General features: G+C 45.0%; 13 protein-coding genes. 3 read left to right on the forward strand and 10 right to left on the reverse strand.

The window, feature by feature from the left end; all coding sequences use genetic code 11:
* Positions 1-95 precede the first annotated feature (95 nt).
* Together otsB and ACO1B7_RS03260 are read left to right on the forward strand one after the other, a co-directional pair.
* Positions 96-977 carry a trehalose-phosphatase gene (gene otsB / locus ACO1B7_RS03255; RefSeq protein WP_004279345.1) on the forward strand — a complete coding sequence of 294 codons (882 nt, stop codon included), beginning with the start codon at positions 96-98 and terminating at the stop codon, positions 975-977.
* Entirely contained in the window at positions 934-2367 is a 1434-nt protein-coding gene (locus tag ACO1B7_RS03260) for a trehalose-6-phosphate synthase (RefSeq protein ID WP_423089810.1), read from the forward strand. Before otsB ends, ACO1B7_RS03260 begins: the two co-directional genes overlap by 44 nt.
* A 25-nt stretch (positions 2368-2392) precedes the next feature.
* Here ACO1B7_RS03260 and ACO1B7_RS03265 read toward each other — a convergent pair whose 3' ends face one another.
* The 7 genes from ACO1B7_RS03265 to katE all read right to left on the reverse strand — a co-directional run bounded on the left by ACO1B7_RS03265 (position 2393) and on the right by katE (position 9370).
* Positions 2393-3637, reverse strand: a complete 1245-nt coding sequence (locus ACO1B7_RS03265; protein ID WP_004279342.1) for an MFS transporter — start codon at positions 3635-3637, stop codon at positions 2393-2395.
* 205 nt (positions 3638-3842) lie between these two features.
* The gene (locus ACO1B7_RS03270; protein ID WP_039902017.1) at positions 3843-4556 is read right to left on the reverse strand and encodes a glycosyltransferase family 2 protein; all 714 of its coding nucleotides are present in this window, start codon (positions 4554-4556) and stop codon (positions 3843-3845) included.
* A complete protein-coding gene (locus ACO1B7_RS03275; RefSeq protein WP_004279340.1) occupies positions 4553-5167 on the reverse strand; it encodes a class I SAM-dependent DNA methyltransferase in 615 nt (204 codons plus the stop codon). The genes ACO1B7_RS03270 and ACO1B7_RS03275 overlap by 4 nt, the downstream gene beginning before the upstream one ends.
* Positions 5157-5942, reverse strand: coding sequence for a PIG-L deacetylase family protein (locus ACO1B7_RS03280; protein WP_004279339.1), 786 nt, complete (start codon positions 5940-5942; stop codon positions 5157-5159). Before ACO1B7_RS03280 ends, ACO1B7_RS03275 begins: the two co-directional genes overlap by 11 nt.
* Positions 5930-6913, reverse strand: coding sequence for a hypothetical protein (locus ACO1B7_RS03285; RefSeq protein ID WP_004279337.1), 984 nt, complete (start codon positions 6911-6913; stop codon positions 5930-5932). Before ACO1B7_RS03285 ends, ACO1B7_RS03280 begins: the two co-directional genes overlap by 13 nt.
* 52 nt (positions 6914-6965) lie before the next feature.
* Positions 6966-7175 (reverse strand): hypothetical protein, encoded by a 210-nt coding sequence (locus ACO1B7_RS03290; protein ID WP_004730408.1) that lies wholly within the window; start codon positions 7173-7175, stop codon positions 6966-6968.
* A gap of 71 nt (positions 7176-7246) precedes the next feature.
* Positions 7247-9370, reverse strand: a complete 2124-nt coding sequence (gene katE, locus ACO1B7_RS03295; protein WP_004279334.1) for a catalase HPII — start codon at positions 9368-9370, stop codon at positions 7247-7249.
* Positions 9371-10129: 759 nt separating this feature from the next.
* Between katE and ACO1B7_RS03300 the strand changes: the two genes are divergently transcribed.
* Positions 10130-10627 carry a Dps family protein gene (locus tag ACO1B7_RS03300; protein WP_004279333.1) on the forward strand — a complete coding sequence of 166 codons (498 nt, stop codon included), beginning with the start codon at positions 10130-10132 and terminating at the stop codon, positions 10625-10627.
* A 322-nt stretch (positions 10628-10949) separates the two neighbouring features.
* Here ACO1B7_RS03300 and ACO1B7_RS03305 read toward each other — a convergent pair whose 3' ends face one another.
* Genes ACO1B7_RS03305 through ACO1B7_RS03315 form a run of 3 tightly spaced genes read right to left on the reverse strand, consistent with a single transcriptional unit; the run spans position 10950 to position 14102 of the window.
* Complete coding sequence (locus ACO1B7_RS03305) at positions 10950-11666, reverse strand: ABC transporter ATP-binding protein (protein WP_004279331.1); 717 nt, start codon at positions 11664-11666, stop codon at positions 10950-10952.
* Positions 11659-12882 carry an ABC transporter permease gene (locus tag ACO1B7_RS03310; protein WP_423089811.1) on the reverse strand — a complete coding sequence of 408 codons (1224 nt, stop codon included), beginning with the start codon at positions 12880-12882 and terminating at the stop codon, positions 11659-11661. Before ACO1B7_RS03310 ends, ACO1B7_RS03305 begins: the two co-directional genes overlap by 8 nt.
* Positions 12879-14102 carry an efflux RND transporter periplasmic adaptor subunit gene (locus ACO1B7_RS03315; protein ID WP_004279329.1) on the reverse strand — a complete coding sequence of 408 codons (1224 nt, stop codon included), beginning with the start codon at positions 14100-14102 and terminating at the stop codon, positions 12879-12881. The genes ACO1B7_RS03310 and ACO1B7_RS03315 overlap by 4 nt, the downstream gene beginning before the upstream one ends.
* Positions 14103-14263: the final 161 nt, after the last annotated feature.

Genomic DNA, 14263 nt, shown 5'->3' on the forward strand with positions numbered 1-14263 from the left:
TAAATGAAATATGTTATAAATTTAATCAGATCAATGAAAATTCAGGTAGTTTTAACTTTTAAATCAATTTAATTTCATAGGCTTAGGTAGTATTTATGTCGACTCCAAAAGAACATCAAGACTTAGAAGATTCACTTGCTACATCTTCTTATATATTACCTCAAGTGATTTTAAATCAGCTCAAACCTATTATTTATTCTCACAAACTTGTTTTATTTCTTGATATTGATGGAACCATTTCTGAATTCCACCCAGATCCAGCAAAAAGTATAATTAAGAGCGGAACCTTAAATACCTTAAAAGAGTTACAACAATATATTCAGCTAATATTAGTGACCGGTCGCTCAATTGCACAAGCCCAAAAACTTATTTATCCATTTGACTGGAATATTGCCGGTTCTCACGGTCTGGAATTAAGCTATCAATCGCGTTTAAGCAAGTTAATTGATTTAAATCCTGAACAGTTTGAATTATTAAAAAATTATATTACAGAACATAGTAATAATATTCCTCAGATTCGAATAGAAATTAAAGACTATTCAGTCGCCCTGCATTTTCGTGAACATCCCTATTTAGAGCATCAAGTGCATGCATTTGCCTTGAATTGTCTTACTCATTTTCAGGATTTTGAACTTAAGGCTGGAAAGTTTGTATTCGAACTGGTGCCCAAAGGGGCAAATAAAGGTTCAGCCATCCAGCAAATCATTCAGCAATATCACTTAAGTGATCATTATCCCATTTTTATCGGAGATGACCTGACCGACGAAGCCGGTTTTCAAGTCATCAACACATTCAAAGGCTGCTCTATCAAAGTCGGTACAGGCAACACCGTGGCACAACATCGCCTCGAAAACGTGACTCAAGTACAGGCTTTTCTAGCAGAATTTTTAGAAATACTGAAAGCACAACAACAATTATTATTGGAGAAATTACATGTCGAAACTCATAGTGTTATCAAATCGTGTAAATCTACCTAAGTCAGACAATACACAGGCAGGTGGATTAGCGGTGGCATTGCAGGATGCTTTGCAGGATATAGGCGGTATCTGGGTTGGCTGGAATGGATCCCGAGTTGACCAGACGAAAGAGCAGAAGTTTCAAATCCTGAAGCATCAAAATGTTGAATATCACACGAGTCCATTGACTGAATCCCAATATCAAGGCTTTTATTGTGGTTTTGCCAACAATGCATTGTGGCCGCTGATGCACGACCAGCATCAACTTGTAGATTATCAGCCGCAGGATTTTAAGATCTATCAGGATGTCAATTTACGCTTTGCCAAGCACCTGAAACAGGTAGCATCTCCACATGATATTATCTGGATCCATGATTATCATTTTTTAAGCGTGGCGCATTATTGCCGTAAACTGGGCATGCGTAACCGTATTGGCTTTTTCCTGCATATTCCCTTTCCTGAACTAAGGCTCTGGCAGACTTTAGCCGCTCATCGCGATCTGGCACATCATTTGGCCAACTACGATGTACTGGGTTTGCAGACCTCTCGCGATCAGGAAAACTGTTTAAATTTCCTTGAACAGACCTTAAAAGTGCAGCATCGTCACAATGAAATCCTGAATTATCAATCTCGAAAGATTCATGTGAAATGCTATCCGATTGGTGTGCATCCTGTGCAACTACAAAATCAGGCCTCAGATAGTCATCCAGAAAAGCTTCCGTTTGATCTGAATACAGTGCAGCCTTATAAAACCATCATTTCAGTTGACCGGATTGATTATAGTAAAGGCTTATTGGAAAAAATCGGATCTTTGCAGAGCTTACTGGAAGATCAGCCAGAGTTTAAAAATCAATTCCAGCAATTACAAATTGCCTGTCCATGCCGACTGGATGTAAAGACCTATAAGAACCTGTATATGCAATTTAAATCTGCCGTGCATGAACTTAATAGCCAGCATGGCACAGCGGACTGGTTACCTTTCGATTGCAGCTATGATACTTTGGGCCATGAGGCATTGATGCAACTGTATCGTAAGGCAGATATTTGCTGGGTAAATTCGATCCGGGATGGTATGAATCTGGTCGCCAAGGAATATATTGCTGCACAGGATCCTTTAGATCCGGGTGTCTTGATTCTATCTAAATATGCCGGTGCTGCTGAACAAATGAAAGAAGCCTTACTGGTCGATCCTTATGAGCATGACAGTATGGCTAAAGCTTTGAAGAAGGCGCTGCGCATGTCTAAATCAGAACGTTTAGAGCGCTATCGTTATTTAAGCCAAGGCTTGAAAAATTTCGATATTATTCGCTGGCGTGATCAGTTTATCACTGACCTGAAAAACTCACAAAGCCTGCGGATCTATCGTCCGGTGGCTGCAGGAGCTTCAAACCAGTTCAATGTACATGCCTAAATTTTTAAGTAAAAAAACACCAGCATTAAGCTGGTGTTTCATTTTGAAGAGGAGCCACAATCTCTTCGCTTTGTTGTACTTCGCTTGGGTCTGCAGTGAGATGATTCAAAATCACAATACTCAATAGACCAATCGCAATGACGCTAAATACCAGACTCAATCCGATGATTTCACTACCAAAGCCGACCAATGCTGGCCCAATCAACGAACCTGTATAAGCAAATACCGATACATAAGACAATGCCACATGTGAAGCCAAAGTTTTCTGACGTCCTGCACGGGAAAACATCAGCGGTACAATGTTGGCACTACCTAAACCTAAAATCGCATAGCCGACCAACACCACTTGCCAGACTGGCGCAAAGACTACGGTTAATAAACCGGTTGCAGCCAATAGTGCGCTTAACAGAATCGTATTTTTTTCACCAAACTGCTGAATAATCAGGTGTCCACTAAAACGTCCCAGTACCATCAAACCAGCAAAGAAACTATAAGCTAAACCGGTTTGCGCCGCAGGCAGGCTGAACTCAGTAGCAAGATAAATACCACTCCAGTCCATGGCGGCACCTTCCGAAAGAAAAGCCACAAAACAGATCAGACCAATACCTAAAATTGCCCAGGTCGGTGCTGCTTTTTTTACCGGTTGTTCTGGTGATGTTTCTTCTACCGCTGTTTTTGGCTCAGCACCCAAACTTAAAGGAACAGCGAATAAGGCAATAAGCAGCAAAATTACACTGACAATCACCGCACCGGTTAAAGGCGCCAAGCCAAGTCCCATTAACATGGTCATGCCCAGTACGCCTGCCAGACCACCTAAACTACACACTCCATGAAAACCCGACATTAAACTTTTACCGAGTTTTTTCTCAATCTGTGCAGCCTGGATATTGACAGTCACGCCCAAAGCACCGGCACTGGCACCAAAGAAAAACAGGCTGATTGCCATCATTAAATGATTCGGACTATAAGCCAGAGCAGGCAAAATAAATAAAAATGCACTGAGAATTACGGCCAAAACAGCACGGCAACCCAAGGCATTGGCCAGTCGACCGGCCAGCGGCATCGCCAGCATTGAACCGATTCCGGCACACAGCAATAACAGGCCAAAATCAGCATGATTTAATAACAGGCGCTGCTGTGCATATGGAATTAAGGGTGCCCAAGCCGCAGTACTAAAGCCCAAGCTAAAGAAGCACAACGCAGTCGCTATTTTCTGCCATAGATATGGTGATGGAGACTGAATTCGAGAAAGCAGTGTTTGATTGAACATTGTATTACCACAAAAGAAGGCTCAGGCATCCATTACCGTTCATCCATAGAAAAACCCCACAGACTTATAGTTGAAATATATAAGTATGCGGGGCTGAATTTGCGTGAATTATAAACAGAATAAATTTAAATGGAATAGTTTTTAGAACCAAATTTTAAGATTTTTTACAAGTATCTGATTGTATAAAATTTATAGTTTTATGCTTTTATTTGCATAGACTGATCGGTTTTTTCGCGGCCTGCTTAAGCTCAAGTTTTTGCAGAAAATGGGCAAAACCTGCGGCAATTTTTGAGTTAAGACGACTGCTGGTGGTAACTCTCAGTTGATTCGACCAGACAATCTGCGCGCCGGCTTTTTCTAAACGACGGATGAAATCAACATCCTCATGACAGTCCAGTTGCTGAAACCCATTGACCTGTATATAAGCCGAAGCTTTAAAACACAGGTTTGCGCCATGAATATGCCGATGTCCCATGCTGTCCTGATAATGTCGGAGATAAGCCTGACGGGTTTTCCGGCTTAAATGATCCCATTGATCCAGCTCGACTACACCACAAATCGCATCGGTGGGTTGATGCTGTAACATCACCTGAAACCAATCGTACTGTACGAATGAATCGGCATCGGTACAGCAAATCCAGTCACAGCCTTGCTCGATCATTTGCTGAATGCCTACATGGCGTGCCTTACCGACATTTCGGAAGTCGCAACTGATAGCTGGAATGTTCATTTGCTGAACTTTAAGTGCAGTGCTATCGGTACAATGGTCCAAGACCACGAGAATATGAATCTCGGGAAAATTTTCTATTGTTTTAAAATATTGAAAAAAATAAGTTTGTGCTGATTTTAAGGCCAACAGGCAGCGTTCAATATAGGCTTCTTCATTACAGGCCGGAATCACCACACCGATTTTTTTCATCTTAAGCCCTCCTGCTCTGCTACGGATTGTGCTGAATTCAGCCACAGATCTACCAAAAAATCGGAGTCCTGCAAACTTAAACGATGTGCATAGTTCAAATGCGCTTTGAGATACTGATGGACATCTTCACCATTTAGGCTAAATCCCGAGATCGACGCGCGCCAATGACAACTCAAGATACATCCACCCGGTTCGAGTGCAGTATGCAACCATGTCAGCACCTGTTGCAGAGCAATCGGATTTAGATAATATAAAATCTCGCTGACGACAATGAGCTGAAATTTCTGTTTAGGCAACTCATCTGGCACGATCCGCTGTAGCACCTGCACATGCGGATACACTTGTAAACGCTGCTGTGCCAACTGGATCGCAGTATCATTGGCATCCAGACACATTAAGCTATCTGTCCGCTGCGCTAGTTCCTGACTGAATATGCCGTTACTGCAACCAATTTCAATCGCGGAGTCAAACTGCAAGCGTGGCAAGACCGCCAGACAAATCTGCCGTTTGCGCTGTTCATACCAACGCTGTTCATATTGCCAGGGATCTCCCTGATTCAGGGCATACAAGGCATCGAAATATTCCTGATCATAGGCTGCTTTACTGTTCATACAGATACACCTCCCAGGGCTGTAAAATACGTTGTAATGCCTGCTCTGGCAGAATCGGTGATTGATCTATCGTCGGATCAAGTTCGATCTGGCTCTTAAAACACCGCGCAGCTCGAGACTTATATTGTAATTCTTCCTCAGTTAATTTGAGTTGATGAGCGACGGTCCAGGGAATTCTGGTATCTCCAGGTGTTGCCCAATGCCATGCCCAAATCAAGACCTGAATACAGGGCAAATGAAGTTCAGTGGCCAGCTGCTGTGTGACCTGCCCCGTAATTTCATGATCTGGATGTCCATCATGAACAAATGTGCTAATTAACACATCATTCGGTTGCAGATAAGATTGCAGATGCTGTTGCAACACATCCCGCTGTTCGGCCACCTTGCCATCTTGAATATCTAAAGGGATCCGCAAGATATTCTGTTTTAAAGGTAACGCTTCTAAAGCTGCTCGCGTTTCAGCAGGACGAATCTGGTTCAACTCTTCGGGAGTATATAGACTAGAGCCGGGATGACTGGCTGTCCCATTGGTAACGGCAAAAAGTATGATCTGATAGCCAAGTTTGTCCAGACGCTGAATCAGGCCTCCACAGCCCAAAATTTCATCATCAGGATGAGGGGCAATGATGCAGACTCTGGCATCTAGAGGAATAATCTTAGGAATATCAAATTCCGGCATCTGTTGCAGGATCTGACAGGAACGCCATTCTTCAAGTCTTGTGCCTTCACCATGGATGACACGATCCCCTACAATCTCATGTCTTATAACGTCCATAATTGTTCCTCCTGTGCAGTCAGCTCGCCAATCCGCTCCAAGTCAAATGCAGCATGACTTTGACGAATAAATACCGGAAGATCTGCTGCAAGCCGAGCGAAATGCGGATGCTCACAATACGGCCCAGCACCAAGTGCCTTACCTACATGAGTTAGTACATTTAAGGCAGTCGCTTCCACCTGAGCACGTAGGCTACGAATCTTTAACTCATGTGCGTGTTGCGGTTGCTGATCAATCAATGCAGCAACTTGATAAAATAAGGACTGTGTCGCTAAAAGCTCCCGACTAATTTCACCGAGATACATGGCCTTATAGGCATGCGGTTTTAACAATACTGCCTGTCTTAAATATTCAGCCAAACGCACGGTTGCGCCATACCAGCACGCGGCCACACCTGCGGCGCCATGCCAGAATCCGGGCCGATCCAGATAGGCATTTGGAGCTGCGACTTTTTCCGCCTTAACCTGATCCAGTTCAAGCCGGGCAGTCAAGGTATGCTGCATGCCCACTGCCTGCCAGGCATCCTGATGATGCTGAATGCCTTCTTGTGACAAATCTAGAATCAGTAATTGGGATTGTTGCTGCTCATCACGGTAAGTCAGCAGACCGTGTTGCACCCAGACCGATGCAGAACACCAGGGCTTAATTCCGCTTAGCTTTCCTGCTTGCAATGTTAAAGGTTTGGGACCGCCTTCTGCCGCCCATACTGCCCATAAGCCTTTTTGTTCTACCGGAATATTCAGTTCATGCAGAATAGCTAAAGCATCTAAATGCGATTCATACAGTTTGCCCAGGCTCAAATTGCTTGCCGAAACCTGACTAAGCATCTGCCAGCGTTTTAAGGTCGCTCCGGAAGCGGGATAAGGCACCTGAGCGGAAATCTCTACCAGCTCCATTAAAGTGTGGTGAATTTTTTCTTGTAGCTCCAGAGGAGAAGTTTCAAATCTTTGTAATATTGAACCGAGGTTCATGCATGCGGTTCCTCATAAAATACGGATAATGTTGTTGTGTTTGTAAAGTCAGTTAATGAGAAAGCTTGCGCATTTGTTTTAAACGTGTGGTCAGCCCTAATACCTTACGGCGTGCATTAATCTCTTCTTCATTGAAACAAAGTTGCTGCATCAGTTCAGCTAAAGGCAAATGATTATGTTCAATCAGATAAATATCCTGCTCTCTGCTCCATTTGGCTTGCTGTGCTTGCGCTAACAACTTTTTGACGTCCGGTCTCACCATCTCTTCATCCATTTTAAAACCATGAGGATAGAAGCCGGAGCCTCTATCCTCTAAAACATAAATTGGATCGTTTAGGCAGGAATTGCTTCCGCAATCGCTTCACGCGCCCAGACACGATGGTTCAGGATCAAAGTCTTGAAGCTATCTTGTACTGCTTCAAACTGTCCGTTTGCCAGAGTTCCTTCATCGCTAACCAAGCGCAGATCCTCAATCAGCTTGCCTTTATCGCCCAGGAACACGATTGGTTTTAAATGCTTGTAAGCTTCCAGCAGATAATGAGTCGCCACACCATCTTTCATCACCACATCGTAATTGTCACCGTCAGCAATCACCACAGCATCATAGGCAATGGATGGTTCTGCTTTTTGCATACCATCGGAAGGAATCACCTCGCCTTGCTGACCCAGTACCGGGCCCGGTTTTGGGGTCAGTACATCGACCACAGCCCCTTCTGATTCTGCCCAAGCTTGAACAGCTTTGATACTGGCCTCATTGGCCTTGTCGTGCACCAATAGCGCAATTTTGCGTGCCTTAATATCTTCAGGTTTAAATGCCTCAAAAGATAAACGTGGTGAAACCTGCACCTCTGGCAATTTTGCCGCCTTTTTCTCTGCCGGAATTTCAATACCCAATTGGTCAGCAACCTGCTGTGCCAAGTCCAGATCGATATTGCAGAGCACTTCAAGTACTTCACGTTCACGAATATATTTGCGCTCCACCTTGCTCAGCTCGAAGACATAGGCATCGACAATGTGCTTTTGCTCATGTGGTGCCTGGCTGCGGTAGAAAAGACGGGCCTGACTAAAGTGATCACTGAATGATTCGCTACGCTGACGGATCTTGTGTCCATCAATACGCTCCTGATAGCTTTCAAAACCACCGCCTTGTTCGGCTGGCGGAGTCTCAGTCGGCCAGTTATTGTCAATCGAATTCGGCTCATAACTGGCTTGACCGGTATGTACAATACGCTGGTGTAAACCATCACGCTGGTTATTGTGGAATGGACAAACCGGCTTGTTAATTGGGATCTGGTGGAAGTTTGGACCACCTAAACGGCTGAGCTGAGTATCGGTATAAGAGAACAGACGGGCCTGCAATAATGGATCATTGGTAAAATCCAGTCCTGGCACAATATGTCCCGGACAGAATGCCACCTGCTCGGTTTCACCGAAGAAATAATCGACATTACGGTTCAGCACCATTCTGCCAATCGGCGTCACCGGCACCAGTTCTTCCGGAATAATTTTGGTTGGGTCCAGCAAGTCGAAGTCGTACTTCATCTCATCTTCTTCTGGGACGACCTGTACACCCAACTCCCATTCCGGATAGTTACCGGAGGCAATCGCTTCATATAAGTCACGACGATGGAAATCCGGATCTTTACCCGCCAGTTTTTGTGCTTCATCCCAGACCAGTTGGGCTAGACCCTGTTTTGGCGTCCAGTGGAATTTAACAAAAACCGCTTTATTCTCGGCATTGATAAAACGGAAAGTATGTACACCAAAGCCTTGAATGGCTCTTAAATTACGCGGAATACCCCGATCCGACATGGCCCACATCACCGCATGTGCAGATTCAGGCACTAAAGAAACAAAATCCCAGAAAGTATCATGTGCAGATGCACCGGTAGGAATCTCGGTCTGAGGTTCAGGTTTGACTGCATGTACAAAATCCGGGAACTTGATCCCATCCTGGATAAAGAATACCGGCGCATCATTCGCTACCAGATCGAAGTTACCTTCATCCGTATAAAACTTGGTGGCAAAACCACGGATATCACGTACCGTATCTGCTGAACCACGTGGTCCCTGTACGGTAGAAAAACGCACAAATACTGGCGTTTGCACACTGGTATTGGTCAGGAAGCCTGCCTTGGTCAGTTTTTCATTCCCCGGATAAGCCTCAAAATAGCCATGTGCGCCGACACCGCGGGCATGCACAATACGTTCTGGAATTCGCTCATGGTCAAAATGGGTAATTTTTTCCCGGAGAATAAAATCTTCGATCAAGGTCGCACCGCGAACGCCTGCCTTGAGACTGTTCTGGTTATCGGAAATTTTAACCCCTTGATTGGTAGTGAGTGCCTGTTCGGTCGCATCACTGCGATATGCGTCGAGCTGTTCACTTTTTTTATTGGTATTTTGTTTGTCTAAACCGTCTTTACCAGTCGCGGGGCTATTGGCCTTAATTTTCATGATGTATTCCTTGCTGAGCTTGAGTTTAGTTCAGATATTTTTGGTCTATCTCAAAGTCGCTTGAGCTTATATATTGCATGGCTTACCGAATCAAAATCATCCCGCAAGTCAATCTGCTACAGCCGATCCTGTATCAGCCTCACATTTCTTCTGAATATGCTGACTCGAAGCATTTTTGCTTTTCTGGGAATATTGTTATTGGTTTCGCCTGTGTCCTAACATAACTGCATTTGAGAAAGAGATTTATTATTTTTTGTAGTGCCTTGTTTAATTAAGGCAGCATTGTGTTATTTTTTATAAATTTCGGGTTTATTTATGATTTAAATTTTTATCTAAGTTATTTATTTAAAATAAAATATTAAAATTTCACAGAGATATTTCGAAATAAAGATTCAGTATGGTGATATGTGATCTTGCTCACAAATAAGCGTCATAACCCAAAACGATGTTTCAATCCTGAAATGATTAGGACTTTTTAGAAGTTCAATTTGCTATGAGAAATTAACGTGCTACCGCTGAAGTATAGTCAAAATTTGACAGATTTAAATAGTTACAATCCCGCGTCCTGCTTATACATAATGACTAAACTTCCTGCCTTTATATTGATCTAATATCTATAACTTATAACCACTTAAATCTCTTAGCCTGTTAGATCAAATACAAAGTCATAGAGATCATTTCATCTCTTGGCTCGGGCTTCAGATACATCCGACTTTATTTTAATACACCGTATCGCGTTAAGTTTGAAGGAGTAAGAGCATGGCCTCTTCTAAAAAAGAATCTAAAGCAATGAAAATTGATATCGGGATTTCGCATGATGATCGCGCCAAAATTGTCGATGGTTTATCCAGACTTTTAGCAGACAGTTATACCCTGTATTTGATGACCCATAATTTCCACTGGAATGTCACCGGCCCCCAGTTCAACAGCCTGCACAACATGTTTATGACTCAATATACCGAGCAATGGAATGCGTTGGACATCATTGCTGAACGTATTCGGACTTTGGGTTTTGCAGCACCCGGTACTTATAAACAGTTTGTAAAACTCACCTCCATTAAAGAAGTCGAAGGTGTGCCTAAAGCTGAAGAAATGATACGTTTACTGGTAGATGCACATGAAACTGTGGCGCGTACCGCCAGAAGTATTTTTTCGATCATTGAAGAAGCCAATGATCAGCCGACTGCTGACATTCTCACGCAAAGACTGGAAGTACACGAAAAAACTGCCTGGATGCTGAGAAGTAATCTGGAATAATAAAACCGGATCAAATCTTTGAAATCAGGCTACCCACAGGATGAAATAGAAACTTGCGGCAGTGCCATTAAAGTTCGGCTTCATCCTGACGCTTTGATTAGATATGATTTACCGGCGTTCAATGATTAGATCAACCTGAAAGACAGAATCATTAAAATTAAACCATCAAAATTTAAGGATGTAGGCAATCGCGTACATCCTTTTTGAATGACGCGTTTATTTCAATCTCAGGCATGGAAATAATTTAAAGGCAGTTTTAAATAAGAAATCCCGTTGTCTTCCGCTTCAGGAAATTGGCCCTCCTGGCTCCTTACAGTACAGCTTAATCTTGATGCGGATTGCTCGAATCACTTTCAATCCGGCCATCGACCAGATTAATGGTGCGATCACAAGTGGCGGACAGGCGCGGATCATGCGTGACCAAAAGTACGGCGCAGTCGCGTTCACGATGCACTTTACGAAACAGTTCAAACATATCAGCCGCGGTCTGGGTATCAAGATTACCTGTCGGTTCATCGGCCAATAATAATGCCGGCTCAGTAATCAAGGCCCGGGCAATGGCCACCCGCTGCTGCTGTCCTCCGGAAAGTTCATTCGGTTTACGTTCAGCAAATTTTTCCAGCCCCACTGCCGCTAGTAAATCACGTGCGCGTTGCATTGCCTGCTGATTCGGTTTGCCATGCGCCATCATTAAAGGCATGAGAATATTATCCAGTGCACTAAAGGCCTGAATCAGATGGTGAAACTGAAATACAAATCCAATGCTGTTGCCGCGAAGCGCTGTACGACCGGTGTCATCCATCGCACTGGTAGGTTGTCCCAACAAATACAGCTCGCCACTCGTTGGTTTATCTAGCAGTCCCAGAATATTTAATAAGGTACTTTTACCAGAACCGGAAGGGCCAATGAGTGCAGCAAAGTCGTTGCGATCAATGCGCAGGTCAATGCCATGCAAGACCTCCACTTCATTGGGCTGGCCAATATTATAAGATTTTCGCAGCGCTTCCAGACGCAGAACTTCCTGAGATTGCTCAGACATGACGAATCGCCTCCACCGGGTCGAGTGCCGCGGCCCGGCGTGATGGCACCGCTGCAGCCAGTACGCCTGTTAATGTCGCCAACAATAATGCCAAAATCACCAGTTCAATCGATATCGGAATATAGAATAATCCCGGACCAAAATTATTAAATACCCACACCAGGCCATAACTGACTATGCTGCCCAGCACTGAACCGAGCAAGCCGAAGATTGCGCCCTGAAACAGAAAAACCCTCAGGATTTGCGATTGGGTTGCACCTGTCGCCCGCAGAATACCAATTTCTCGGGTGCGCTGCACCACACTGACGGACATGACGCTGGCAATCCCGAAAGCCACCGAAATTGCGACAAAGACAATAATCATATTAGTCGACAGGCTTTGTGCAGTAATGGCATTCATCAGTTGTGCATTGGTTTCAATCCAGCTTTCGGCTTTTAATGAGGTCAGGCGTCCGACTTGTGCGGCAACCTGGTCTGCTTCAAAAATATTGGCAATGGTTAGGTCAATCACCGGTACCCCGCCTGGCAGGCCGAGTAAGGACTGTGCCTGCTTGAGATCCAGATAGACATAACGCGCATCCAGTTCGCGCACACCCAGTTCAAAAATACCGGCAATATTCACCAAAGCACTATTTTGTTGACCAGTATCCAGTCGCAACTTGCTGCCGACCTGAACACCGAGGTCTTTGGCCAACTGGCTGCCAATCAGCACATCATCCGCGCCGACCCGCAACTGACCACTGATTAAATATTCTTTTAATGGAATGATCTGCTGATAACGCTCCAGATTCATCCCGACCAAGGCCACGGATTCAATCGCATCACCGCGTTGTACAAAGGCAGGACCAGACACCACCGGCGAGACAGCGGTCAGTACAGGTAATTGGTCTAATGTTTCAGTAATCTGTTGCCAATTGTTGATCGAACGCAGGCGCTGTGCTCGTTTGTCTTCCTGCAATAATTGCACGGTTCCAGCGGGAGGTGACACAATCCGGTTGACTTCATCCGGTGACAACAGACGAATATGTGCCTGTGTACCTAAGGTTCGTTCGACAATATTGGCTTGCAGCCCCTGAATCAAAGCGGTGATAAAGACGATCACCGCTACGCCCACGGCAACCCCGATGTTAATCATGATGGACTGCGCGCGACCCTCGCGCAAAAAACTGACCGCGATTTTCCATTCGATCCAGAGCCGCCCGAATAAGTTTTTCAATCGAAGTTCACCGGTAATTCATTTTTGCTATTGGCCATATCAGCAGAATTCTGCAATGAACTCTGTTGTGGTTTTAAGCGAACTCTGGTGCCATCCTCCAATGAAGATTCGGCATCTGCCAGCACCTGATCACCCTCGCTCAGTCCGGATTTCACTTCCGACATGGCCAAGCCACGCAAGCCTAAAGTAATCTGCTGACGCTGTACTTTTCCATCACGTACCATTAACACCACGGCTTTATCTCCCTTGATACTGCTTAAAGCATCATTTGGAATAGCCAGTGCCCGGGCTCGTTTGGCCGTCTCGACATTCACCGATACCGTCATGTCCTGACGCAGAAAATCTGGTACGGGATTGACAGTTAACCTGACTTCTACCGTACCTCGCTGTGGATCGATACTTGGCGCAATAAAGTTAATCCGGGCCGGGAAAGACTGATCCGGATAGGCATCGCTAATCACAGTGGCATTTTGCTGCAAGGCCAGTTGCGGTAAATTCCGCTCATCTAGCGGTACCCGGATTTCTGTATTCCCTGTTAACGCAATGGTAAATAAAGTTTGTCCCGGCTGAACCAGATCACCCGGCTCGACATCGCGTGTCAGTACTGTGCCGGCGACCGCAGCCCGAATCTTGGTTTTGGCCAGTTGAGCCTGTGCCACTGCAAGCTGCTCCCGAAGCGACGCTTCTTCGACTTGACCCGCAGCCAATACGGCTGCTTTTACCCGAGCTGTCTCATAATTATTGCGCGCGACTCTTTCTGCTTCCACAGCCTGTTCGACTTCTTCCCTCGACAGGATACCGGCTTCTGCATTACGTCGACGTGTAGCTTCTCGGCTGGCTTGCTCCAGCTGGGCTTTGGCACTGGCCAGTTCTGCTGCAGCCTGTGGCCGTCGGCTGCTTGCCAATTCGGTCAATGCCAGCTCGGCCTGTCTGACTTGGGCCAGCAATTCATCCGATTTCAATACCACCAGCAGATCACCCGGTTTAACCTGATCGCCTTCCTGCACCAGACGTTGCAGAACCACACCACTAATTTCACTGCCTACCTGGGCACGTGAAACTGTCGCAACACGTCCGGTCGCAACAACATTTTGTACCAGCGGCATGGCACTCAGCGTATAACTAGGCACCACTGGCCCCTGCCACCAACGAAATAGAGCAAACCCTACTGCCAGTAGCAATACGATAATGAGCAAAATTTTATAGCGGGCAGCGCGCAATGAGAATCTCCGGTTGATTCGTCTAATTTAAAATAAGAAAGTCAAAACTGTATTTATTTTTTCCCTAAGGTTTAATTTACAACAAGTTTCTAATTGGAATTATAGGTATTTTGTTGAATTTGAAAAGAATGTTGAGTTCCTGTCCACTTTTATGAGCTAGC

Origin of the sequence: Acinetobacter lwoffii, assembly GCF_049367455.1 — a bacterium.
GTDB classification, from domain to species: Bacteria; Pseudomonadota; Gammaproteobacteria; order Pseudomonadales; family Moraxellaceae; genus Acinetobacter; species Acinetobacter lwoffii_W.